General features: G+C 66.8%; 26 protein-coding genes. 16 read left to right on the forward strand and 10 right to left on the reverse strand.

All coding sequences use genetic code 11. From position 1 onward, the window contains the following. Positions 1-2 precede the first annotated feature (2 nt). The 5 genes from FG99_RS10790 to pilG form a co-directional block, all read right to left on the reverse strand. Positions 3-860, reverse strand: a complete 858-nt coding sequence (locus tag FG99_RS10790; protein ID WP_043269483.1) for a protein-glutamate O-methyltransferase — start codon at positions 858-860, stop codon at positions 3-5. A gap of 59 nt (positions 861-919) precedes the next feature. Then, complete coding sequence (locus FG99_RS10795; protein WP_043269485.1) at positions 920-2,968, reverse strand: methyl-accepting chemotaxis protein; 2,049 nt, start codon at positions 2,966-2,968, stop codon at positions 920-922. An 83-nt stretch (positions 2,969-3,051) separates the two neighbouring features. Continuing rightward, entirely contained in the window at positions 3,052-3,588 is a 537-nt protein-coding gene (locus tag FG99_RS10800) for a chemotaxis protein CheW (protein WP_043269487.1), read from the reverse strand. A 45-nt stretch (positions 3,589-3,633) separates the two neighbouring features. After that, complete coding sequence (gene pilH, locus FG99_RS10805; protein WP_009615257.1) at positions 3,634-3,999, reverse strand: twitching motility response regulator PilH; 366 nt, start codon at positions 3,997-3,999, stop codon at positions 3,634-3,636. 44 nt (positions 4,000-4,043) lie between these two features. Then, positions 4,044-4,451 carry a twitching motility response regulator PilG gene (gene pilG / locus FG99_RS10810; protein ID WP_009615249.1) on the reverse strand — a complete coding sequence of 136 codons (408 nt, stop codon included), beginning with the start codon at positions 4,449-4,451 and terminating at the stop codon, positions 4,044-4,046. 247 nt (positions 4,452-4,698) lie between these two features. On the opposite strand from pilG, the gene gshB reads away from it, so the two are divergent. From gshB to FG99_RS10845, 7 genes are all read left to right on the forward strand, one after another. Beyond that, on the forward strand, positions 4,699-5,670 hold the full coding sequence (gene gshB / locus FG99_RS10815) for a glutathione synthase (protein WP_043269489.1): 972 nt from the start codon (positions 4,699-4,701) through the stop codon (positions 5,668-5,670). A gap of 84 nt (positions 5,671-5,754) precedes the next feature. Then, positions 5,755-6,648: an energy transducer TonB gene (locus tag FG99_RS10820; RefSeq protein ID WP_009615247.1), complete on the forward strand. Its 894-nt coding sequence runs from the start codon at positions 5,755-5,757 to the stop codon at positions 6,646-6,648. Positions 6,649-6,698: 50 nt separating this feature from the next. Continuing rightward, on the forward strand, positions 6,699-7,265 hold the full coding sequence (locus tag FG99_RS10825) for a YqgE/AlgH family protein (protein WP_009615246.1): 567 nt from the start codon (positions 6,699-6,701) through the stop codon (positions 7,263-7,265). Beyond that, a complete protein-coding gene (gene ruvX, locus FG99_RS10830) occupies positions 7,265-7,693 on the forward strand; it encodes a Holliday junction resolvase RuvX (protein ID WP_009615245.1) in 429 nt (142 codons plus the stop codon). The genes FG99_RS10825 and ruvX overlap by 1 nt, the downstream gene beginning before the upstream one ends. 120 nt (positions 7,694-7,813) lie before the next feature. Then, positions 7,814-8,323, forward strand: coding sequence for a bifunctional pyr operon transcriptional regulator/uracil phosphoribosyltransferase PyrR (pyrR, locus tag FG99_RS10835; protein ID WP_009615244.1), 510 nt, complete (start codon positions 7,814-7,816; stop codon positions 8,321-8,323). A gap of 39 nt (positions 8,324-8,362) precedes the next feature. Continuing rightward, positions 8,363-9,367, forward strand: a complete 1,005-nt coding sequence (locus FG99_RS10840; protein ID WP_043269491.1) for an aspartate carbamoyltransferase catalytic subunit — start codon at positions 8,363-8,365, stop codon at positions 9,365-9,367. Further along, positions 9,364-10,635, forward strand: a complete 1,272-nt coding sequence (locus tag FG99_RS10845; RefSeq protein WP_043269493.1) for a dihydroorotase — start codon at positions 9,364-9,366, stop codon at positions 10,633-10,635. The genes FG99_RS10840 and FG99_RS10845 overlap by 4 nt, the downstream gene beginning before the upstream one ends. Positions 10,636-11,001: 366 nt before the next feature. Here the strand turns inward: FG99_RS10845 and FG99_RS10850 are convergent, their stop codons facing one another. The 5 genes from FG99_RS10850 to pilT form a co-directional block, all read right to left on the reverse strand. Then, complete coding sequence (locus FG99_RS10850) at positions 11,002-12,174, reverse strand: cystathionine gamma-synthase (RefSeq protein WP_043269495.1); 1,173 nt, start codon at positions 12,172-12,174, stop codon at positions 11,002-11,004. After that, complete coding sequence (locus FG99_RS10855) at positions 12,171-13,544, reverse strand: pyridoxal-phosphate dependent enzyme (protein WP_043269497.1); 1,374 nt, start codon at positions 13,542-13,544, stop codon at positions 12,171-12,173. The genes FG99_RS10850 and FG99_RS10855 overlap by 4 nt, the downstream gene beginning before the upstream one ends. A gap of 306 nt (positions 13,545-13,850) precedes the next feature. After that, the gene (locus FG99_RS10860; RefSeq protein WP_043269499.1) at positions 13,851-14,255 is read right to left on the reverse strand and encodes an NINE protein; all 405 of its coding nucleotides are present in this window, start codon (positions 14,253-14,255) and stop codon (positions 13,851-13,853) included. A 293-nt stretch (positions 14,256-14,548) separates the two neighbouring features. Then, entirely contained in the window at positions 14,549-15,694 is a 1,146-nt protein-coding gene (locus FG99_RS10865; protein WP_009615238.1) for a PilT/PilU family type 4a pilus ATPase, read from the reverse strand. A 104-nt stretch (positions 15,695-15,798) separates the two neighbouring features. Then, the gene (pilT, locus tag FG99_RS10870; protein WP_009615237.1) at positions 15,799-16,833 is read right to left on the reverse strand and encodes a type IV pilus twitching motility protein PilT; all 1,035 of its coding nucleotides are present in this window, start codon (positions 16,831-16,833) and stop codon (positions 15,799-15,801) included. A 73-nt stretch (positions 16,834-16,906) separates the two neighbouring features. Between pilT and FG99_RS10875 the strand changes: the two genes are divergently transcribed. From FG99_RS10875 to metW, 9 genes are all read left to right on the forward strand, one after another. Next, the gene (locus FG99_RS10875; RefSeq protein ID WP_043270312.1) at positions 16,907-17,596 is read left to right on the forward strand and encodes a YggS family pyridoxal phosphate-dependent enzyme; all 690 of its coding nucleotides are present in this window, start codon (positions 16,907-16,909) and stop codon (positions 17,594-17,596) included. Between the two features lie 16 nt (positions 17,597-17,612). Continuing rightward, positions 17,613-18,431, forward strand: a complete 819-nt coding sequence (gene proC, locus FG99_RS10880; protein ID WP_043269501.1) for a pyrroline-5-carboxylate reductase — start codon at positions 17,613-17,615, stop codon at positions 18,429-18,431. 10 nt (positions 18,432-18,441) lie between these two features. Further along, positions 18,442-19,035 (forward strand): YggT family protein, encoded by a 594-nt coding sequence (locus FG99_RS10885; RefSeq protein ID WP_009615234.1) that lies wholly within the window; start codon positions 18,442-18,444, stop codon positions 19,033-19,035. Beyond that, entirely contained in the window at positions 19,035-19,331 is a 297-nt protein-coding gene (locus tag FG99_RS10890) for a DUF167 domain-containing protein (protein ID WP_043269503.1), read from the forward strand. Before FG99_RS10885 ends, FG99_RS10890 begins: the two co-directional genes overlap by 1 nt. Positions 19,332-19,442: 111 nt before the next feature. Continuing rightward, entirely contained in the window at positions 19,443-21,410 is a 1,968-nt protein-coding gene (locus tag FG99_RS10895) for a dynamin-like GTPase family protein (protein WP_043269505.1), read from the forward strand. A gap of 62 nt (positions 21,411-21,472) precedes the next feature. Beyond that, positions 21,473-21,664 (forward strand): hypothetical protein, encoded by a 192-nt coding sequence (locus FG99_RS10900; protein ID WP_009615231.1) that lies wholly within the window; start codon positions 21,473-21,475, stop codon positions 21,662-21,664. A 3-nt stretch (positions 21,665-21,667) separates the two neighbouring features. Next, complete coding sequence (locus FG99_RS10905; RefSeq protein WP_043269507.1) at positions 21,668-22,273, forward strand: ATPase; 606 nt, start codon at positions 21,668-21,670, stop codon at positions 22,271-22,273. Positions 22,274-22,339: 66 nt separating this feature from the next. After that, on the forward strand, positions 22,340-23,479 hold the full coding sequence (locus FG99_RS10910; protein WP_043269509.1) for a homoserine O-succinyltransferase MetX: 1,140 nt from the start codon (positions 22,340-22,342) through the stop codon (positions 23,477-23,479). A gap of 9 nt (positions 23,480-23,488) precedes the next feature. Continuing rightward, positions 23,489-24,109, forward strand: coding sequence for a methionine biosynthesis protein MetW (metW, locus tag FG99_RS10915; RefSeq protein WP_043269511.1), 621 nt, complete (start codon positions 23,489-23,491; stop codon positions 24,107-24,109). The last annotated feature ends 33 nt before the right edge of the window (positions 24,110-24,142 follow it).

Genomic DNA, 24,142 nt, shown 5'->3' on the forward strand with positions numbered 1-24,142 from the left:
TGTCATCCCTTCCGGGTAAAGGCCAGAACCCGCTCGTCGGCCACCGGCACCAGGTCCGAGTGCTGCCATTCGGCAACCTCGCCAACGCCTATCACCAGCAGCCCACCCGGCGCCAGGCGCTCGGCCAGGCGGTTGAGGATGTCCCGGCGCCGCCAGCGGCGGAAGTAGATCAACAGGTTCTGACAGAAGATCACGTCCAGGCCGGACATGGGCGCCTGCCCCAGGTCCAGCACGTTCAATCGCGTACAGCACACCCGCTCGGCCAGCTCGGGTCGCACCCGGTAGCGGCCGTCGGCCTCTTCCCGGAAATAGCGTTGCCGCAGTTCGTCCTCGACATCCGCCAGCTTGCGCGCCGGGTACAGCGCCTCGCGGGCCTTGCCCAGGGCGCTGAGGCTGATGTCGGTGCCGCTCACCCCGTACAGCGACGGCAGTTCCAGCTCGCGCAGCGCCTCGGCGACCACCATGGCCAGCGAGTACGGCTCCTCGCCGCTGGAACAACCCACGCTCCACAGCGCCAGCGGCCGCCCCAGCGCCGGCAGGCGCTCGCGGACGTAGCCGGCGAGCAGCTCGAAGGACGGAAGGTGGCGGAAGAAGCGGGTTTCCTGGACGGTCAGGCGGTCCAGCAGGTTCGACCACTCCACTGCGCCCCGCGGGCCGTCGGTGACCTGGCGGTAGTAGCTGGCGTAGTCGCCGATGCCCAGCTCGCGCATGCGCGCGCCCAGGCTGGTCTGCAGGAAGGTCCGGCGTTGTTCGTTGACTACAACGCCGGTGCGTTCTTCCAGCAGAGCCTGCCAGTCGCGGAACTCCGCCGCCGACATGTCGGCCAACGGCTGCAACGACCAGACGCCAGTTGCCTGCATGTCGCGCCTCTCGCTCAAGACTGTCGTGCGCGGCGCCCTTCAGCCCCGCGCACCTCCGCTCAGGCCCGTTCTGCCAGGTCCGGCAGTTTGAAGCCGGATACCGAGTTGCGCATCTCGCTCGCCATCTTCGCCAGGTTGCCGATGCTGCGCGCAGTGGCGGTGGTACCGGCGGAGGTCTGCGAGGTGATCTCCTGGATCACGTTCATGGTGTTGGAAATGTGGCCGGCGGACGACGCCTGCTGACGGGCGGCGTTGGAGATGTTCTGGATCAGCGCCGCCAGGGTCTTGGATACCTTCTCGATCTCTTCCAGGGCCACACCGGCGTCCTGCGCCAGGCGGGCGCCGCGCACCACTTCGGAGGTGGTCTGCTCCATGGAGATCACCGCTTCGTTGGTGTCGGTCTGAATGGTCTTCACCAGCGCCTCGATCTGCTTGGTCGCGGCGGAGGAACGTTCCGCCAGGCGCTGTACCTCGTCCGCCACCACGGCGAAGCCGCGGCCCGCGTCACCGGCCATGGACGCCTGGATCGCGGCGTTCAGGGCGAGGATGTTGGTCTGGTCGGCGATGTCGTTGATCAGGCTGACGATGTCGCCGATCTCCTGGGACGATTCGCCCAGGCGCTTGATCCGCTTGGAGGTGTCCTGGATCTGTTCGCGGATGTTGTCCATGCCGGTGATGGTGTTGTGCACCACCTCGTTGCCCTTGTTGGCGATGGCCACGGAACGTTCCGCCACCGCGGAGGATTCGCTGGCGTTCGCCGATACCTGGTCGATGGACACGGCCATTTCGTTGATCGCCGCGGAGGCGCCGGCGATCTCCTGGGCCTGGTGCTCGGAAGCCTCGGCCAGGTGCATCGCCGTGGCCTGGGTTTCCTGGGCGGCGGCGGCCACCTGCACGGCAGTGAGGTTGATGGTTTCCACCAGCTCGCGGAGCTGGTCGATGGAGTAGTTGATGGAGTCCGCGATGGCGCCGGTGAAGTCCTCGGTCACGGTCGCGGCCACGGTCAGGTCACCGTCGGCGAGGTCGGCGATCTCGTCGAGCAGCCGCAGGATCGCCGCCTGGTTGCGTTCGTTCTTCTCGGCGGTCTCGGCCAGCCGGCGGTTGGTCTCGCGCACCATCACCAGGCCGATGAGGATGATCGAGCCGAGGGCGAGGATGCCCAGGGCGACGCTCGCCACCTGGTTCAGGTGCCGGCCGCCGGCCAGGTTCTCGAAGCCGTCGGCCAGCTTGGAGGCCTTGTCCAGCAGGGTCTGCGAGCTGCTGAAGATGGTGTTGGCGGATTCGCGGACCTGGAACAGTTCCGGCGAGGTCTCGAGGATCTCGTCCACCGAGCCGGAAACGAACTCGAACAGCTCGGAAACCTCGTTGAGGCGATCGACGGCCTCGGCGTTGGTCACCTTGGAGATGCTCATCGCCGCGTTGCCTTCCTTCATGCCCTTGAGCACGCGGCCGAACAGGCTGGCGTCGCGGCCGAAGCTGTCGGCGGCCTGCACCGAGTTCTCGTCGCCGGCGAGCACCTTGTTCACCGAGCCGAGGATACGTTCGGCGAGCAGCGACTGGCGCTGGGCCACGGCGACCTGGTCGGCCGGCGCGCCGCTTTCCAGGAGGATGTCCACCACTTCCTCGTAGGTCACCTGCAGCTGCGGGATGGTCTCGGCGAGGGTCGCGGCCACCTGGTGCAGCGAGAGCACGGTCTGTTCGCTGGCGAGGATGGAGTCGGTGTTCTTGCGCAGCAGGTCCCAGTCCTTCTGCACGTCGGCCATCTGCGTCTGCACGGCGGCCGGGCTCGGCGGCAGGCCGGTGCTCTCGTCACCCTTGAGCAGCACGTTCCAGCGCTTCTCGAAGTCGTTGCGGGCATCCTTCAGCGACTTGAACGCCTCGCTCTTGCCCGCCGCGGCTTCCGTGGCGTTCTTGGCGATCCGCTGCGACAGCACGCGCAGTTCGCCGGCATGGCCGATGTACTGCTTGTCGTGGTTCGACTGGGTGTTGAGGTAGGCGAAGTTGGCGAACAGCAGCACGATCGAGACGATCAGGACGATGAACAGCCCCGCGATCAGTGAACTGCTGCGCGCTCCCGCAAAGAGATTGCCTGTCTTGATTTTCTTCATATACGGCCCCCGCCTGGACCCACCACGATTTCGGTTTCCATGTCACGACACGGGCCGGAAGTTCCCGACCCAACCGTTTTCAACTAGCTGGCGACGTCGAGGAAGCCCGGGTGCTGCGCCAGGGCATGCGGGCTGAATACCAGCCAGGGCTGCTCTCGATGGAATACGCCATGAACAAAGGGTTGCAGCGCCGCCTCAAGGGGTGGCAACTGCTCGCTGAAGGCATCCACCGGGAAGTGCTGCATGCCCAGGACCTCATCGACGATGAGCCCGGCGAACACCTCCCCGTGTTCTACCACCAGCACGCGGCGCTGCTTGCGCAACGGCGACAGCTCCGCGCCGAGAAATCCGCACAGGTCCATGATCGGCAGCAGCCGACCGCGGACGTTGGCCACGCCCCGGACCCACTCGCGCACGCCGGGCAACAGGGTGTAGCGCGGCTCGTGGAGCACTTCGCCGACCTCCCCCATGGGCGCCACGAACAGGCGGCCGGCCATGCGGAAGCCGATGCCGTTCCAGCTCTGCACGACCTGGCGCTGCGCCGGCAGGCCGGCAGCCAGGCGACGGCAGCGCTGATCGATCTCGACGAGAAGCTGGAAGGGACTCTGGACTTCAGACATGCCGGCCCTGGCCTTTTCTAATAGTTATTCGGGCCCCGCCCGGCGTCAGCCGGCGAGTACCGCATTGATGGTCTTGAGCAGCGTTTCTTCGTCGACCGGCTTGGTCAGGTAGTCGCGAGCGCCCTGGCGCTTGCCCCAGACCTTGTCGGTCTCCTGGTCCTTGGTGGTGACGATGATGACCGGGATGGCGCTGGTCTCCGGGTCCTTGGACAGCTGCCGGGTGGCCTGGAAGCCGTTCAGCCCGGGCATGACGATGTCCATCAGGACCACGTCCGGCTTCTCCTGCCGGGCCAGGGCGACGCCGTCGGCGCCGTTCTCCGCCTTGAGCACCTGGTGCGAGTGCTTCTCCAGCATCGCGGTCAGCTTGTACATCTCGGTCGGAGAGTCATCAACAATGAGGATTCGAGCCATGGGGTCCCCCAGGAAAAGGCATCACCGGCACGCAGGGCCGGACATCAGGAAGCTTGCTCCACCGGGGTGAAGTCGGGCACGTGGGTCTTGATGGCGCCGAGCAGCTCTTCCTTGCTGAAGGGCTTGGTGAGGTACTGGTCGGAGCCGACGATACGACCCTTGGCCTTGTCGAACAGGCCGTCCTTGGAGGACAGCATGATCACCGGGGTGGATTTGAAGGCGCTGTTGTTCTTGATCAGGGCGCAGGTCTGATAGCCGTCGAGCCGAGGCATCATGATGTCGACGAAGATGATGTTCGGATGGGTGTCGGCGATCTTCGCCAGCGCGTCGAAGCCATCGATGGCCGTGATGACATCGCAGCCGACTTTCTTGAGCAGGGTTTCGGCGGTACGACGGATCGTCTTGGAATCGTCGATGACCATCACCTTCAAACCATCGGAATGCTGTTCCATGTTCGCCCTTTTACCATCTCGGTGAATCGTTACTGTCTTATATTCAGTGCGCTGACGCCCTGCCACCGTTCGGGCTGCGACCCAATCGTCGGAGTCTTTTAGCACACTCTCCCGCATCCATCCATAACACCCCGGATGCGCTGGCTTTTTCCTTGACCGGGCACATATCCGGCGCCACCCTGAGCATCCTTTTCCGCCCTTTTCGGCGCGGTTCGTCGCCGCACCACCCCCTTTCGGAGGACTCCCCATGAGCGTACGCCTGGGCATCGTGATGGACCCCATCGCGAGCATCAACTTCAAGAAGGACAGCTCCCTGGCGATGCTGCTGGCGGCCCAGGCCCGTGGCTGGACGCTGTTCTACATGGAACAACAGGATCTTTACCAGAAAGCGAACGCCGCACGGGCCAAGATCCGCCCCCTGAAGGTCTTCGACGACGCCGAGCGCTGGTACGAGCTGGACCAGGAGATCGACCTGCCGCTCGCCGAGCTGGACGTGATCCTGATGCGCAAGGACCCGCCCTTCAACAACGAGTACATCTATTCCACCTACCTGCTGGAACAGGCCGAGCGCGCCGGCACCCTGGTGGTGAACCGCCCGCAGAGCCTGCGCGACTGCAACGAGAAGTTCTTCGCCACGCTGTTCCCGCAGTGCACGCCGCCGACACTGGTCACACGGCGAGCCGACATTCTGCGCGAGTTCGCCGCCGAACATCGTGACATCATTCTCAAACCCCTCGAAGGCATGGGCGGCACCATGATCTTCCGCCACCGCGAAGGCGACCCGAACCTCTCGGTGATCCTCGAGACACTGACCCTGCACGGCCACCAGCAGATCATGGCGCAGCGCTACATCCCGGAGATCAAGGACGGCGACAAGCGTATCCTGATGATCGACGGCGAACCGGTGGAGTACTGCCTGGCGCGCATCCCGGCCCAGGGCGAGACACGCGGCAACCTCGCCGCCGGCGGCCGCGGCGTGGCCCAGCCGCTGACCGAGCGCGACCGCTGGATCACCCAGCAGGTCGGCCCGCAACTGCGCGAGCGCGGCCTGCTGTTCGTCGGCCTGGACGTGATCGGCGACTACCTCACCGAGATCAACGTCACCAGCCCGACCTGCATCCGCGAGATCGACAAGGCCTACGACACCCGCATCGGCGAGCGCCTGATGGACGCCATCGAGGGCAAGCTCAAGGCCCGCGCGGCGGCGGCGCAAGTTTGACGCAGCCGACAACTTGACGCTTGCCGCTTGCAGGCGGCGGCCGGGGAAAGCAGACTTCGCCCACCCCGGCCAACCCTATATGCAATGAACGCTGCAACCTCCCCCCAAGCCTTCCCGTCCTCCGGCGTCCGCCCGGCGGACCGCCTGGGCTTCACCCTGTTCGTGGCGGCGGTGCTGCATGTGGCGCTGATCCTCGGCGTGGGCTTCTCCATGCCCCACCCGAGCCAGTTGAGCAAGACGCTGGAAATCACCCTGGCCACCTTCAAGAGCGAGAAGAAGCCGGAGAAGGCCGACTACCTGGCGCAGATGAACCAGGAAGGCAGCGGCACCCTCGAGCACAAGGCCATCCCCAAGACCACCGAGCAGGCGCCGTTCCAGGACAGCGAGGCGAAGAAGGTCGCCCCGCCACCGACGCCGAAGCAGGCCAAGGAGGCGGAATCGCCCAAGACCGCCGTGGCCACCAAGGCGCCGAAGCCGCAGAAGGTCCAGGCCAAGCCGCAGAAGCCCAAGGCCGAGCAGGTCGCCCAGCCGGCGCCGCAGTTCGACTCCAGCCAGCTGTCGGCGGAAATCTCCAGCCTCGAGGCGGACCTTGCCAAGGAGCGCCAGGCCTACGCCAAGCGCCCGCGCATCCACCGCCTGACCGCCGCCTCGACCATGCGCGACAAGGGCGCCTGGTACAAGGAGGAGTGGCGCAAGAAGATCGAGCGCATCGGCAACCTCAACTACCCCGACGAGGCCCGCCGCCAGCGCATCTACGGCAGCCTGCGGCTGCTGGTGTCGATCAACCGCGACGGCTCGCTGTACGAGGTGCAGGTACTGGAGTCCTCCGGGCAGCCGCTGCTCGACCAGGCCGCCCAGCGCATCGTCCGCCTGGCCGCGCCCTTCGCCCCGTTCAGCGGCGACCTGGCGGACATCGACCGCCTGGAAATCATCCGCACCTGGCGCTTCGAGCGCGGCGACCGCCTGTCGAGCCGATAGCCCCCTCCGGGCGGCTTGCAGGCCGCGCGCCCAAGCCTGAAACTAGCGCCATGAATACAGCGCCCACCTACCTCAAGCACCATTTCCTGATCGCCATGCCGCACATGGCCGATCCCAATTTCGCCCAGACCCTGACCTACCTGGTCGAGCACAACGAGCAGGGCGCCATGGGCCTGGTGATCAACCGCCCCAGCGGCCTGAACCTCAGCGACGTGCTCGAGCAACTGCGCCCCGAGCCCCTGCCGCCGGCGCGTTGCCAGGGCATCACCGTCTACAGCGGCGGCCCGGTGCAGACCGACCGCGGCTTCGTCCTGCATCCGGCCGGGCAGCTGTTCCAGGCCACCCTGGAGCTGGGCGAGCTGAACCTTTCCACTTCCCAGGACGTGCTCTTCTCCATCGCCGACGGCAGCGGCCCCGCGCAGAGCGTCATCGCCCTCGGCTACGCCGGCTGGGAAGCCGGCCAGCTGGAGGCCGAGCTGGCCGACAACGCCTGGCTTACCTGCCCGGCGGACCTGGAAGTGCTCTTCGACGTGCCCGCCGAGCAGCGCCTGGCCGCCGCCGCGCAGCGCCTGGGGATCAACCTCAGCCTGCTCACCGCTCAGGCCGGGCACGCCTGATGGGCGCGCCGCGCCTGCTGCTGGGCTTCGACTACGGCACCAAGCAGATCGGCGTCGCCGTCGGCCAGGCGGTCACCGGCCAGGCCCGCGAACTCTGCGTGCTCAAGGCGCAGAACGGCGTGCCGGACTGGAACCGCGTCGAGGCGCTGATCAAGGAATGGCAGCCGGACGCCATCGTCGTCGGCCTGCCGCTGAACATGGACGGCACGCCCAGCGAGATGAGCGAGCGCGCCGAGAAGTTCGCCCGCCGCCTGCACGGCCGCTACAACCTGCCGGTGCACACCCACGACGAACGCCTGACCACCTACGCCGCCAAGGGCGAGCGCCTGGCCCAGGGCCAGCGCGACGGCTACCGCGAACGCCCGGTGGACGCCCTGGCCGCGGCCCTGCTGCTCGAGGGCTGGCTGGAGGCCCACGGCGGCGCTTGACCTGCGGCAGTGCCAGCCGCGGCACACGCGCTAATCTTGAGCGGGTACCCGCCGCACACGGGCGCCCGAGGAATCCACGGCGGCCCAGCCTGGACCGCCACGAGTCATCCAGGAGATGTCATGAACCTGCCCAGTCCCGCCGAACTCCTGCCGCGCATGGCCACCGACCTGCGCAACCACCTCGCCGAGCGCGGCATAGACACGCCGCGCTTCGTCGGCATCCACACCGGCGGCATCTGGGTCGCCCAGGCCCTGCTCAAGGAACTGCACAGCGAGGAGATCCTCGGCATCCTCGACGTCTCCTTCTACCGCGACGACTTCACCCGCAGCGGCCTGCACCCGCAGGTCCGTCCGTCGGAACTGCCGTTCGAGATCGACGGCCAGCACCTGGTCCTGGTCGACGACGTGCTGATGAGCGGCCGCACCATCCGCGCCGCGCTCAACGAGCTGTTCGACTACGGCCGCCCGGCCAGCGTGACCCTGGTCTGCCTGCTGGACCTGAACGCCCGCGAGCTGCCGATCCGCCCCGACGTGGTCGGCCAGACCCTGTCGCTGGCCCCCAATGAAAGGGTAAAATTGCGCGGTCCCGCACCACTCGTCCTCGAGCGCACTCTCATCAGCGCGCTCTGAACGCGCGCGCCACCCTTTCCACCATTCAGGGCCTGCCCCATGCCGACAGACGCCAAGCGCCCGCTGCAGCTCAACGACCAGGGCCAGCTGCGCCACTTCCTCTCGCTCGACGGATTGCCCCGCGAGCTGCTGACCGAAATCCTCGACACCGCCGACTCCTTCCTCGAAGTCGGCGCGCGCGCGGTGAAGAAGGTCCCGCTGCTGCGCGGCAAGACCGTGTGCAACGTGTTCTTCGAGAACTCCACGCGCACCCGCACCACCTTCGAACTGGCCGCCCAGCGCCTGTCCGCCGACGTCATCACGCTGAACGTGTCGACCTCCTCGACCAGCAAGGGCGAGACCCTCACCGACACCCTGCGCAACCTCGAGGCCATGGCCGCCGACATGTTCGTCGTGCGCCACAGCGACTCCGGCGCGGCGCACTTCATCGCCGAGCACGTCAGCCCCAGGGTGGCTGTGATCAACGGCGGTGACGGCCGCCACGGGCACCCGACCCAGGGCATGCTCGACATGCTCACCATCCGCCGCCACAAGGGCAGCTTCGAGAACCTCTCGGTGGCCATCGTCGGCGACGTCCTGCACTCGCGGGTGGCGCGCTCGAACATGCTGGCGCTGAAGACCCTCGGCTGCCCGGACATCCGCGTCATCGCCCCGCGCACCCTGCTGCCGATCGGCCTGGAGGAGGTCTACGGGGTGAAGGTGTTCACCGACGCCAACGAAGGCCTCAAGGACGTCGACGTGGTCATCATGCTGCGCCTGCAGCGCGAGCGCATGCAGGGCGGCCTGCTGCCCAGCGAAGGCGAGTTCTTCAAGCTCTACGGCCTGACCCAGAAGCGCCTGAAGCTGGCCAAGCCCGATGCCATCGTCATGCACCCGGGGCCGATCAACCGCGGCGTGGAGATCGAATCCGCGGTGGCCGACGGCGAGCAGTCGGTGATCCTCAACCAGGTGACCTACGGGATCGCCATCCGCATGGCCGTGCTGTCCATGGCCATGAGCGGGCAGAACGCCCAACGCCAGCTGGAACAGGAGGACGCGCAATGACCGTCAGCATTCACGGCGCCCGCGTCATCGACCCAGCCAGCGGCCTGGACCAGGTCTGCGACGTCCATATAGAAGCCGGCAGGATCATCGCCCTGGGCCAGGCCCCGGCCGATTTCCACGCCGCCCAGGAGCTGGACGCCGCCGGCCTGATCGCCGCGCCCGGCCTGGTGGACCTGAACGTGGCCCTGCGCGAGCCGGGCTACAGCCGCAAGGGCAACATCGAGAGCGAAACCCGCGCCGCCAGCGCCGGCGGCGTCACCAGCCTGTGCTGCCCGCCGCAGACCAAGCCGGTGCTGGACACCCCGGCGGTGGCCGAGCTGATCCTCGACCGCGCCCGCGAGGCCGGCAACGCCAAGGTCTTCCCCATAGGCGCGCTGACCCGCGGCCTGGCCGGCGAGCAGCTGTCCGAACTGGCCGCCCTGCGCGACGCCGGCTGCGTGGCCTTCAGCAACGGCCTGGCGCCGCTGGCCAGCAACCGCGTGCTGCTGCGCTCGCTGGAGTACGCGGCGACCTTCGACCTGACGGTGATCTTCACCTCCCAGGATGCCGAACTGGCCCAGGGCGGCCTGGCCCACGACGGCCCCACCGCCAGCTTCCGCGGCCTGGCCGGCATCCCCGAGAGCGCCGAGACCGTGGCCCTGGCCCGCAACCTGCTGCTGGTGGAGCAGAGCGGCGTGCGCGCGCACTTCAGCCAGCTGACCAGCGCCCGCGGCGTGGAGATGATCGCCCAGGCCCAGGCCCGCGGCCTGCCGGTGACCGCCGACGTGGCGCTGTACCAGCTGATCCTCACCGACGAGGCCCTGGCCGACTTCTCCAGCCTCTACCACGTGCAGCCGCCGCTGCGCTCGCGCAAGGACCGCGACGCCCTGCGCGAAGCGGTGAAGAGCGGCGTGATACAAGCCATCGCCAGCCACCACCAGCCCCACGAGGCGGACGCCAAGAACGCCCCCTTCGCCGACACCGAGCCGGGCATCAGCAGCGTCGAACTGCTGCTGCCGCTGGCCATGACCCTGGTGCAGGACGGCCTGCTAGACCTGCCGACCCTGCTGGCGCGCCTGACCACCGGCCCGGCCGCCGCGCTGCGCCTGCCGGCTGGCCGCATAGCGGTGGGCGAGGCGGCAGACCTGGTGCTGTTCGAGGCCGAGGGCCAGACCCTGGCCGGCGAGACCTGGTACTCCCGCGGGCAGAACAGCCCGTTCATGGGCCACTGCCTGCCGGGCGCGGTGCGTTGCACGCTGGTGGATGGACATATCGTGCATGCCATCTGAGTTGCCCAGGCATGAAGAAGAATCCCGCTATCCGGCGGGCTTTTTCTTTTCCTGTAGGAGCGAGCTTGCTCGCGAAGGGGGCTTGCCGGGAGCTTTCGGGGCTGGGCTTTAGAGCGCCCTCTCCCTAACCCTCTCCCTGAAGGGAGAGGGGACCGTTGGGCAGATGCTGATATTTCGACGTTAGCCGGCTAGCACAGTAATTACCGGCTGAAACCACCCTCCTCTCGGCACGAACAAGCCCCTCTCCCTTCAGGGCGGGGCGCGCAGCCGAGGGCTGGGGAGAGGGAGGGAGGCGACCTCATGCACCATGCATGGCCGGTAGACACCCTTCGCGAGCAAGCTCGCTCCTACGAAAAGCCCCCGCCTCTAGATAGTCGCCAACGCCTGCGCCAAATCCGCACGCAGATCCTCGACATCCTCCACCCCCACCGACAACCGCACCAGCGCATCGCCTATCCCCAGCTCGGCCCGGGTAGCCGGCGGAATGGTGGCGTGGGTCATGATCGCCGGGTGCTCGATCAGGCTCTCCACCCCGCCCAGGCTCTCGGCCAGGGCGAAGATGCGCACGTTCTCCAGGAAGCGCTTCGAGCCGGCCAGGTCAGTGGCCAGGTCCATCGAGATCATCCCGCCGAAGCCGTTCATCTGCCGCTTGGCCAGTTCGTGCTGCGGGTGCGAGGGCAGGCCCGGGTAGTGCACCCGGGCCACCTGCGGCTGGCGTTCCAGCCACTGGGCCAGTTCCAGGGCGTTGGCGCAGTGCCGTTCCATGCGCAGGGCCAGGGTCTTCACCCCACGCAGGGTGAGGAAGGCGTCGAAGGGGCCGGCGATGGCGCCCACGGCGTTCTGCAGGAAGCCCAGGCGCTCGGCCAGTTCCGGGTTGTCGCCGACCACGGCGATGCCGCCGATGACGTCGGAGTGGCCGTTCAGGTACTTGGTGGTCGAGTGCACCACCACGTCGAAGCCCAGCTCCAGCGGGCGCTGGATACGCGGGCTGGCGAAGGTGTTGTCGGCCACGCAGAGGATGCCGCGGCTGCGGCACAGGCGGGCGATGGCCTCCAGGTCGGCCAGGCGCAGCAGCGGGTTGCTCGGCGTCTCGATCCACACCATGCGGGTTTCCGGGCGCAGCGCGGCTTCGATGGCGCCGATGTCGGTGAGGTCGACGAAGCTGAATTCGTGCCCGGCGCTGCGCCGGCGCACGCGCTCGAACAGGCGGAAGGTGCCGCCGTAGATATCGTTGCCGGACACGATGTGCGAGCCGGCATCGAGCAACTCCAGGGTGGCCGAGATGGCCGCCAGCCCGGAGGCGAAGGCGAAGGCCTTGCTGCCGCCCTCCAGGTCCGCCACGCAGCGCTCCAGGGCCCAGCGCGTGGGGTTGTGCGAACGCCCGTAGTCCAGGCCCTTGTGCACCCCGGGGCTGTCCTGCAGGTAGGTGGAGTTGGCGTAGATCGGCGGCATCAGCGCGCCGGTGGAAGGATCGGGCGCCTGGCCGGCGTGGATGACCCGCGTGGCGAAACCGCGCGAGGCCTTGGAATCCTGGCTCATGGGAGCGTTCTCCGGAGGTGGTTGAGCAAGTCGAAACGGGTGATCAGGCCATGGAAGCCCGAGGCGTCGGCGATGATGGCGACCAGGCCGCGGTCCAGCTCGGCCTGCAGTTCGGCCAGGCTGGCGTCCGGGGCCAGGGTTTCCAGGCGGGTGGTCATGGCGCTGGCCACCGGCTGGCGAAAATGGCTGGCGTCGGCGTGCACGCCCAGCAGGATGTCGGATTCATCGATGACCCCGACCAGCCTGCCGTTGGCCAGCACCGGCAGCTGCGAGACGTCGGCCAGGCGCATGCGCTGGAAGGCGGTGAGCAGGGTGTCGTCCGGCCCCACGCTGATCACCCGGCCCTCCTCGAAGCGCCGCGCGATGATGTCGCGCAGGTCGCCGTAACGCTTGCGCTGCAGCAGGCCCTGGTCGGTCATCCACTGGTCGTTGTAGACCTTGGACAGGTAGCGCGTGCCGGTGTCGCAGACGAAGCTGAGCACGCGCTTGGGCTGCGTCTGCTCGCGGCAGTAGCGCAAGGCGGCGGCCAGCAGGGTGCCGGTGGAGGAACCGCCGGGAATGCCTTCGGCGCGCAGCAGTTCGCGGGCATGGGCGAAGCTCTCCTCGTCGCTGATGGAATAGGCGTGGCGCACGCTGGAGAGGTCGGCGATGGAGGGAATGAAGTCCTCGCCTATGCCTTCCACCGCCCAGGAACCGACCTCGCCGAGGGTGCCGTCGCGCACGTAGCCGGCCATCACCGAGCCCACCGGGTCGGCCAGGACCATCTCCAGGTTCGGCTGCACCTGGCGGAAGAAGCGCGTCAGCCCGGTGAGGGTGCCGGCGGAGCCGACGCCGACGACGATGGCGTCCAGGTCGTGGCCGGTCTGCTGCCAGATTTCCGGGGCGGTACTGGTCTCGTGGGCCAGGGGGTTGGCCGGGTTGTTGAACTGGTCGGCGAAGAAGGCCCCGGGGATTTCCGCGGCCAGGCGCGCGGCCACGTCCTGGTAGTACTCCGGGTGGCCCTTGCCGACGTCGGAGCGGGTGATGTGCACCTCGGCGCCCATGGCCTTGAGGTGCAGGACCTTCTCGCTGGACATCTTGTCCGGCACCACCAGCACCACCCGGTAGCCCTTGGCGCGGCCCACCAGGGCCAGGCCCAGGCCGGTGTTGCCGGCGGTGGCCTCGACTATGGTCCCGCCGGGCTGCAGGCGACCGTCGCGCTCGGCGGTCTCGATCATGGCCACGCCGATGCGGTCCTTGATCGAGCCGCCGGGGTTCTGCGATTCCAGCTTGAGGAACAGCGTGCAGGGGCCGGTATCGAAGCGGCTGACCTGCACCAGCGGCGTGTTGCCGATCAGGTCGAGTACGGCAGGACGAAGTTCGTTGCTCATGGCATCCACTCCTTGTCGGCGCCGCGGGGATCGCCCGGCGGCGCGCCTTTATGGTCTTCCTGACCATAGGCCGGCGGCGCGCCCATCGCCATGCCGGCTGACGAAAAAGCCCGCCGGAACAGGCTGTGTGAAAACCTCCGGATCGGTCCAGCTGGTTAAAAAACAACCTGGATTTCGCGTTTCTACGCGGATTCTGGGTTGGCTGAATAGCCAAGCCTTTTCAGATTTCACGTAGGAACGCACTCTTCGAAGAGCCGCTCGGGTTTTCACACAGCCTGGGAAGGCGGGCTTTCCGGCAAGGAACTCTTACAGCCGCTGCGGGCCGTTGCGCTCGGAGACCTGGGCGTTGAGCGTCCAGAAGTCGTAGAGCACGCCGAGGAAGAACAGGCCGCCAGTGCACAGGTAGAGGATGCCGGTCAGCCACTTGCCCATGTACATGCGGTGCACGCCGAACACACCGAGGAAGGTCAGCAGTATCCAGGCCACGTTGTAGTCCAGGGCGCCGCTGCGGTAGCGCAGGTCGGCCTCGTCGTCCATCGAGGGAATCAGGAACAGGTCGATGATCCAGCCGATGAAGAACAGCCCGAGGGTGAAGAACCAGATGGTCCCGCTGACCGGCTTGCCATAGTAGAAGCGGTGGGAACCGGTGAAGCCGAAGATCCACAGCAGGTAGCCGATGACCTTGCTGTGGGTGTCGGGGGTATTGGGCATGGAGCGCTCCTTGGCAGGGATTCCTGGATTCGACCGGCGCGATCGCGGCGGGTTTACCGCCACTGTAAGAAAAGTCGCGGGGAATACAAAGCCGCGGACAGGCTTTTCGGTCAAAGGACCGTAGGGCGCATAACGCCTATGGCGTTATCCGCCGTTTGGCCTTGGCCCCCGGCGACTCCAGGGTTGACCTGGGCGCGGGCCGAGGCCTCCGTATATCGGCGGATAACCGCGAACGGTTATTCGCCCTACGCTCCGGCGTTCACGATAATTGCGGGTTGCGGCGAGGGAGCTGCTCAGCGGAAGCGGCGATTCGGATCGTCTTCGCTCAGCTCCAGGGTCAACCCCTGAGTCATGCTCGACAGATGATCCGCATCGGTCTCCGACCCAAGCTTGATCATCAACCGCAGATCGTTGGCCGAGTCGGCATAGGCCAGCGCATCCTCATAGGTGATCTCACCCTGGGAATAGAGCTGGTACAGCGCCTGATCGAAGGTCTGCATGCCCTGCTCGGTGGAGCGCTTCATCAACGGCTTCAGCTCATGCACCTCCCCCTTGCGGATCAGGTCGGCGGCCAGCGGAGTATTCAGCAGCACCTCGATCACCGCGCGGCGGCCCTTGCCGTCCGGGGTCGGCACCAGTTGCTGGGCGACGATGGCCTTGAGGTTCAGCGACAGGTCCATCCAGATCTGCTGGTGCCGGTCGGCCGGGAAGAAGTGGATGATCCGCTCCAGCGCCTGGTTGGCGTTGTTGGCATGCAGGGTGGCCAGACACAAGTGGCCGGTCTCGGCGAAGGCCACGGCGTGCTCCATGGTCTCGCGCGAGCGCACCTCGCCGATCATGATCACGTCCGGCGCCTGGCGCAGGGTGTTCTTCAGCGCCACCTCGAAGGTGTCGGTATCCAGCCCCACCTCGCGCTGGGTGACGATGCAGCCCTGGTGCTGGTGGATGTACTCGATCGGGTCCTCGATGGAGATGATGTGCCCGGTGGAGTTCTTGTTGCGGTAGCCGATCATCGCCGCCAGCGAAGTGGACTTGCCGGTGCCGGTGGCACCGACGAAGATCACCAGCCCGCGCTTGGTCATGGCCAGTTTCTTGAGGATCTCCGGCAGCTTGAGGTCCTCGATGGTCGGGATGTTGGTCTCGATGCGGCGCAGCACCATGCCCACCAGGTTGCGCTGGTAGAAGGCGCTGACGCGGAAACGGCCGATGCCGCGGGCGCTGATGGCGAAGTTGCACTCGTGGTGCTCGGCGAAGTCGCGGCGCTGCTGCTCGTTCATCACCGCCAGCACGGTCTCGCGGGTCTGCTCGGGCGACAGCGGGGTCTTGGTCACCGGCAGCACCTTGCCGTTGACCTTCATCGACGGGGGCACGCCGGCGGTGACGAAGAGGTCCGAGGCGCCCTTCTCCACCATCAGCCGCAGAAGCTTCTCGAATTCCATGATCGATCCAACCTGATTCGTTCACGCACTGTGCGATTCGACTGTCATCCAGGCTGCCCGTGCGTGTGCCGTGCCGCCTGGCCGGGCACCGGGCCCGGGGAGAATCAGAAGTTTTCCGGAATCTTCGCCTTTTCCTTCGCCGCGTCGCGGGTCACCAGGCCCTTGGCGACCAGGCCCTTGAGGCACATGTCGAGGGTCTGCATGCCCAGCGCGCCGCCGGTCTGGATGGCCGAGTACATCTGCGCCACCTTGTCCTCGCGGATCAGGTTGCGGATCGCCGGGGTGCCGATCATGATCTCGTGGGCCGCCACCCGGCCGCCGCCGATCTTCTTCAGCAGCGTCTGCGAGATCACCGCCTGCAGCGATTCGGAGAGCATGGAACGGACCATGGCCTTCTCCTCGGCGGGGAACACGTCGACGATACGGTCGATGGTCTTGGCCGCGGAGGTGGTGTGCAGGGTGCCGAACACCAGGTGGCCGGTTTCCGCGGCGGTCAGCGCCAGGCGGATGGTCTCCAGGTCGCGCATCTCGCCGACCAGGATGATGTCCGGGTCCTCACGCAGGGCCGAGCGCAGCGCCTCGTTGAAGCCGAGGGTGTCGCGGTGCACCTCGCGCTGGTTGACCAGGCACTTCTTCGATTCGTGGACGAACTCGATCGGGTCCTCGACGGTGAGGATGTGGCTGTACTTGGTGTTGTTCAGGTAGTCGAGCATCGCCGCGAGCGAGGTGGACTTGCCCGAACCGGTCGGCCCGGTCACCAGCACCAGCCCGCGCGGCACGTCGGAAACCCGCTTGAACACTTCGCCCATGCCCAGATCCTCCATGGTCAGCACCTTGGAGGGAATGGTCCGGAACACGGCGCCGGCGCCGCGGTTCTGGTTGAAGGCATTGACGCGGAAACGCGCCACGCCCGGCACTTCGAAGGAGAAGTCGGTTTCCAGGAATTCCTCGAAATCCTTGCGCTGCTTGTCGTTCATGATGTCGTAGATCAGCGCGTGCACCTGCTTGTGCTCCAGCGGCGGCAGGTTGATGCGGCGCACGTCGCCGTCGACGCGGATCATCGGCGGCAGGCCGGCCGAGAGGTGCAGGTCCGAAGCGCCTTGCTTGGCGCTGAAGGCGAGCAACTCGGTAATATCCATGGGACTCCCCAATCCAATGCAAGCAGGTAGAATGCCGCTGAACTTGCAGCAGCCGGGCCTCAGAGCGCAGGTAATGTCCACGATAGCAGAGAATATTGCAAAGGTTCGCGAGCGTATCCGTGAGGCGGAGCAAGCTTGCGGGCGGCCTTCCGGCAGCGTTGCGCTGCTGGCGGTGAGCAAGACCAAGCCCGCCGCCGACATCCGCGAAGCCCATGCCGCCGGCCTCGACGATTTCGGCGAGAACTACCTGCAGGAAGCCCTCGGCAAGCAGGTGGAACTGGCCGACCTGGCGCTCACCTGGCACTTCATCGGCCCCATCCAGTCGAACAAGACGCGGCCCATCGCCGAGCACTTCCACTGGGTGCACTCGGTGGACCGCCTGAAGGTCGCCGAGCGCCTTTCCGCGCAGCGCCCGGCGCACCTGCCGCCGCTCAACGTCTGCCTGCAGGTGAACGTCAGCGGCGAGGCCAGCAAGTCCGGCTGCGCCCCCGAGGAACTGCCGGCCCTGGCCCGCGCCGTGGCCGCCCTGCCCAACCTGAAGCTGCGCGGGCTGATGGCCATCCCCGAACCCACCGAGGACGTCGCCGCCCAGCGCGCCGCCTTCGCCCGCCTGCGGGAACTCCTGACTGCCCTGAACCTCGGCCTGGACACCCTGTCCATGGGCATGAGCCACGACCTCGAAGCCGCCATCGCCGAAGGCGCCACCTGGGTGCGCATCGGCACCGCGCTGTTCGGCGCGCGCGACTACGGTCCCCATTCTTGATCAAGGAACACAACCCATGAGCAGCACCCGCATCGCTTTCATCGGCGCCGGCAACATGGCCGCCAGCCTGATCGGTGGCCTGCGCGCCCAGGGCGTGCCCGCCAGTCACATCCGCGCCAGCGACCCGGGCGCCGAACAGCGCGCGAAGATCGCCGCCGAGCACGGCATCGAGGTGTTCGAGGACAACGCCAGCGCCATCGCCGGCGCCGACGTGGTGGTGCTGGCGGTCAAGCCGCAGGTCATGAAGCAGGTCTGCGAGCCCCTGGCCGCGCTGCTCGAACCGGGTCAGCTGATCGTCTCCATCGCCGCCGGCATTCCCTGCGCCAGCCTGTCGCGCTGGCTGGGCACCGAGCTGCTGGTACGCTGCATGCCCAACACCCCGGCGCTGCTGGGCGAAGGCGCCAGCGGCCTGTACGCCACCGCCCAGGTCAGCCCGGCCCAGCGTCAGCAGGCCGAACAGCTGCTGGGCGCCGTGGGCATCGCCCTGTGGCTGGACGAAGAGAAGCAGATCGACGCCGTCACCGCCGTCTCCGGCAGCGGCCCGGCCTACTTCTTCCTGCTGATGGAAGCCATGACCGCCGCCGGCGAGAAGCTCGGCCTGAGCCACGAAGTCGCCGCCCGCCTGACCCTGCAGACCGCCCTGGGCGCCGCGCGCATGGCGGTAGCCAGCGACGTCGGCCCGGCCGAACTGCGCCGCCGCGTGACTTCGCCCAAGGGCACCACCGAAGCCGCCATCACTTCCTTCCAGGCGAATGGATTCGAAGCACTGGTCGAGCGCGCCCTGGCCGCCGCCGACCACCGTTCCGCCGAACTGGCCGAACAACTGGGGCAATGAGGAGCCTTACATGACCGGACTTTCCACCGCTGCCATCTATGTCATCCAGACCCTCGGCAGCCTCTACCTGCTGATCGTCCTGCTGCGCTTCATCCTGCAACTGGTGCGCGCCGACTTCTACAACCCGCTGAGCCAGTTCATCGTGCGCGCCACCAAGCCGCTGCTGAACCCGCTGCGCCGGGTGATCCCCGGCTTCGGCGGCATCGACCTGGCGTCCCTGGTGCTGGCCATCCTGGTCCAGCTGGTGCTGATGATCGTCACCCTGACGCTGATGGGCTACGGCGTCGGCGGCTACGTCCTGCAACTGCTGGTGTGGTCGGTGATCGCCGTGACCTCGCTGTTCCTCAAGGTGTTCTTCTTCGCCCTGATCATCAGCGTGATCCTCTCCTGGGTCGCCCCGGGCAGCTACAACCCCGGCGCGCAGCTGGTGAACCAGATCTGCGAGCCGCTGCTGGCGCCCTTCCGCAAGCTGCTGCCGAACCTCGGCGGGCTGGACATCTCGCCGATCTTCGCCTTCATCGCGCTGAAGCTGCTCGACATGCTGGTGATCGGCAACCTCGCCGCCATGACCGGCATGCCGCAGATCCTGAGCCCATTCATGTAATGAGCTTCTACCGCTGGGACGGCGAGGACCTGATCCTCGATTGCCACCTGCAGCCCAAGGCGAGCCGCGACGAGTTCGCCGGGCTGCACGGCGAGCGCCTGAAGATCCGCCTCACCGCCCCGCCGGTGGAGGGCAAGGCCAACGCCCACCTGCTGGCGTTCCTCGGCAAGGCCTTCGGCGTGCCGAAAAGCGCGGTAATACTCGTGAGCGGCGAACTGAACCGCCAGAAACGCGTGCGCATCCCTCGGCCGGCGCGGCTGCCGGCCGAGCTGGGGATAACCGCTCGGTCGCCTTGACCGACCTTACATATAGGAATGTGATACAGGCCAATTGACGCCACCTCGCCGCGCTTCATAATCCAGGCATTCTTCTCCCGCGCAGGACGCGCAAGCCACAGGACCGCCTGGATGAGCATGGAGCGACTCAGTCAGCAGATCGACGCCTACGTCACCTGGAAGCGGGAACTGGTCCGGGACATCATCCGCTATCGCAGCTGGCTGGAGCAGAGCCGGCTGAACAGCGCGGACATAGACGCGCGCCTGGAGCGCGCCCTGCGCCTGCTGCGCCTGGACCACATCACCCTGGCCTTCGTCGGCGAGTTCTCACGCGGCAAGACCGAGCTGATCAACAGCCTGTTCTTCTCCGAGTACGGCCAGCGCATGCTGCCCTCCCAGGCCGGGCGCACCACCATGTGCCCCACCGAGATCTTCTTCGACCCGCGCTCCGAACGCCCCTACATCCGCCTGCTGCCCATCGAGACGCGGGTGGCCGACGCCAGCATCGCCCGCTTCAAGCAGGTGCCGCGGCACTGGGTGAACATCCCCCTGGACACCTCCGACCCGGCCAACATGGCCCAGGCCTTCGCGCAGACCGCCCGGACCAAGAGCCTGCCGGTGGAGCAGGCGATCCAGCTGGGCTTCCTCCCGGACATGCTGGAAGCCGCCGAACGCCCCGGGCATGTGCGCGTGCCAGCCTGGCGCCACGCCCTGGTCAACTTCGACCACCCGCTGCTGCGCCAGGGCCTGCGCATCCTCGACACCCCCGGGCTGAACGCCCTGGGCAGCGAGCCGGAACTGACCCTGTCGATGCTGCCCAGCGCCCAGGCGGTGGTCTTCCTGCTGGCCGCCGACACCGGCGTCACCGCCTCGGACCTGGCGGTCTGGCAGGACCACGTGCGGCACCTGGTGGAAGACGGCCAGTGCACCCTGTATGCGGTGCTGAACAAGGTCGACGTGCTCTGGGACGACCTGGCCGGCGATACCTTCGTGCACAACGCCATCCAGCGCATCCGCGACGCCACCGCTCGGCAATTGGGCATCCCCCGCGACAGCGTGCTGCCGCTGTCGGCCAAGCAGGCGCTGCTGGCCAAGGTGCGCAACGACGCCGAACTGCTCGCCCGCAGCCAGTTGGAAAACCTGGAGAACCTGCTCTGCGAGCGCATAGTGGCGGACAAGGAGCGCCTGCTGGAGGGCGCGGTGCTCGGCCAGGTGCTGGCCCTGCTGAACAACAGCCAGCACAGCCTGCGCGCCCGCCTGGAGCGCCTGCGCGAACAGCAGGCGCAGCTCGAAGGCCAGCAGCAGGACAGCGGCCAGCTGCTGTTCGAGCTGACCGCGCGGACCAAGGAAGACCACGGCCTGCACCACCGCCGCCTGCTCAACCTGAAGACCAACCAGCGCCTGCTGCGCCGCCAGGGCGAGCTGCTCGGCCAGACCGTGCGCGCCGAACGCCTGGAGCGGCACCTGGCCAAGGTCCACGAGAAACTGCGCGGCAGCTGGACCACCCTGGGCATCAACCAGGCCATCCTGAACTTCTTCCAGGCCGTGGAGGGCGACCTGCACAGCCTGCAGCACGAGGCCGAGCTGGGTAACCGCATGGTCGAGGCCATCTACCAGCGGCACAACCAGGAAAACCCGCTGAACGCCCTGGACGCCCCGCGCTTCGACGTCGCCGCCTACCAGCGCGAACTGGCCCGGCTGCGCGAGCAGGCCGACCGCTTCCGCCTGCAGCTCAAGACCCTGCTCACCGAACAGCGCCTGCTGACGCGGCGTTTCATCGCCACCCTGGCCCAGGAAGTCATCCTCCTGCACCAGCGCGTGCGCGAAGAAGTCGAGCGCTGGGCCACCGACGCCCTGATGCCGCTGATGCAGTACACCCTGGAGAACAAGCAGCTGCTGGAAACCCACATGCTGCGCCTGAAGGCCCTGGCCCAGGAAACCCAGCAGGTGCGCCAGCGCGCCCTGCTCATGGCGCGCTACCAGGAAGAGCTGGAAAAACAGCTGGCCGAAGCCTCGGAAATCCTCCGCCTGCTGCGCCGCCCCTCGCCGCTGCAGCGCCAGGCCCGCGTGGTCGCCCTGCCCGGCTCGCAGCGCGCCTGAACTTGGTTTTTCCAGGCAGACTCCCTATGCTCGGAAGGTCCTATCGATGGGGAGTACCGCCCATGTCGAACTACAACCTGATCTCCAACCCCAACGAACCCAGCGAGGAGCAGTTGTCCGACCTGCTGAGCGAGGTTCGTCAGGCCGCCCGGCAGCGGATATCCCGCGTCGACCAGCAGCTCAGGGCATCGTTGAACGCCGCTTTCGAAGACAGCCGCAAGCGTCGTGACCAGCGCCCCCAGCCCAAAACCTGAAGCATGGAAAAACCCAGGCTGATCGTCTTCGCCGGCCCCAATGGCTCCGGCAAGACCTCCATCACCGAGCAGCTTCGCGAACATCAGTGGCTGGAAGGCTGCATCTTCATCAATCCGGATGAAATCGCCGAACGGGAATTCGGGGGCTGGAACTCCGAAGAGGCAGCCATCGAAGCGGCCAACAAGGCCCAGCAACTGCGTGAGAAAGCCTTGGTCGAGGGGACGAGCCTGGCCTTCGAGACGGTGCTTTCCACGGATGACAAACTGGACTTCATCGCTCGGGCCAAGGATGCCGGCTATTTCGTCAGGGTATTTTTCGTCAGCACTACGCACCCAGCCATCAATGCCTCACGCATCACTTTCCGCTATATGGATGGCGGCCACGAAGTGCGCATCAGCAAAATCGTCTCGCGCTACTTCAAATCCATAGTCAATTGCGATGCACTGGCCAATTGGGTGGACCGACTCTACGTGTTCGACAACTCCGTGGATCGACAGGAACCCCGCCCGCTATTCAGAACCCGCGACGGGCGACTTTCCAAATGCTACTGCGATGAATCCGAAACCCCGGAATGGGCGCTGAAAATCCGCCAGAACCTGCCTGGCTGAGCAACCTTGCCCTCTCTGGCCACCCTCTTTAGACTGGCGCCCTCCTTTTATTCATGAGCTGGGTCGATGCCAACAGTCTTCCCCGAAGATTCCGTCGGTCTGGTCTCTCCCCAGACGCTGCACTTCAGCGAACCCCTGGCCCTGGCCAGCGGCAGGACGCTGCCCGAATACCAGCTGGTGATCGAGACCTACGGCGAGCTGAACGCCACGGCTAGCAACGCCGTGCTGATCTGCCATGCGCTTTCCGGCCACCACCACGCCGCCGGCTACAACAGCCCCGACGAGCGCAAGCCGGGCTGGTGGGACAGCTGCATCGGCCCGGGCAAGGCCATCGACACCCGCAAGTTCTTCGTGGTCGCGCTGAACAACCTCGGCGGCTGCAACGGCTCCACCGGCCCCACCAGCCTCGACCCGGAGACCGGGCGCATCTACGGCTCCGATTTTCCGGTGGTCACCGTGGAAGACTGGGTCAACAGCCAGGCTCGCCTGGCTGATCGCCTGGGCATCAATCAGTGGGCCGCGGTGGTCGGCGGCAGCCTGGGCGGCATGCAGGCGCTGCAGTGGACCATCAGCTACCCCGAGCGCGTGCGCCACTGCCTGTGCATCGCCAGCGCGCCCAAGCTCTCTGCGCAGAACATCGCCTTCAACGAAGTGGCGCGCCAGGCCATCCTCTCGGACCCGGAGTTCCTCGGCGGCCACTTCCAGGAACAGGGCGTGATCCCGCGCCACGGCCTGCGCCTGGCGCGCATGGTCGGGCACATCACCTACCTGTCCGATGACGCCATGGGCGAGAAATTCGGCCGCGACCGCAAGGCCGAGAAGCTCAACTACGACCTCTACAACGTCGAATTCCAGGTCGAGAGCTACCTGCGCTACCAGGGCGAGGAATTCTCCACCCGCTTCGACGCCAACACCTACCTGCTGATGACCAAGGCGCTGGACTATTTCGACCCGGCCTCCGCCCACGACGGCGACCTGGTGCGCACCCTGGCCGGGGTGAAGGCGGACTTCTGCCTGATGTCCTTCACCACCGACTGGCGCTTCTCCCCGGCGCGCTCGCGGGAGATCGTCGACGCCCTGATCGCGGCGAAGAAGAACGTCTGCTACCTGGAGATCGACGCACCCCAGGGCCACGACGCCTTCCTCATGCCGATCCCCCGCTACCTCCAGGCCTTCAGCGCCTACATGAACCGCATCAGCGTATAAGGAAGCCCCATGCGCGCCGACCTGGACATCATCCAAGACTGGATCCCCGCCGGCAGCCGGGTGCTCGACCTGGGCTGCGGCGACGGCGAACTGCTCGCCTGGCTGGCCGAGCACAAGCAGGTCACCGGCTATGGCCTGGAAATCGATGGCGAAAACATCGCCAGATGCGTCGAACGTGGCGTTAACGTCATCGAGCAGGACCTGGACAAGGGCCTCGGCAGCTTCGCCAGCAACAGCTTCGACGTGGTGGTCATGACCCAGGCCCTGCAGGCCGTGCACTACCCGGACAGAATCCTCGAAGAGATGCTCCGCGTCGGCCGCACCTGCATCATCACCTTCCCCAACTTCGGCCACTGGCGCTGCCGCTGGTACCTGGCGCGCAACGGCCGCATGCCGGTGTCGGAATTCCTCCCCTACACCTGGTACAACACGCCGAACATCCACTTCTGCACCTTCAAGGACTTCGAGGCGCTGTGCCGCGAGAAGCGCCTGCGGGTGCTCGACCGCCTGGCGGTGGATCGTGACCACCGTCATCGCTGGTCGTGCCGAGTTTGGCCTAATCTGTTGGGTGAAATCGGCATCTACCGGGTCAGCGGTCCAAGCCTGCCGGACCACCGCATCGCCGTCTGAACCGCCCGGGGCCCCGAACCCAGGAGAAGAAAA

Origin of the sequence: Pseudomonas sp. AAC, from assembly GCF_000725445.1 — a bacterium.
GTDB lineage: Bacteria > Pseudomonadota > Gammaproteobacteria > Pseudomonadales > Pseudomonadaceae > Pseudomonas > Pseudomonas citronellolis.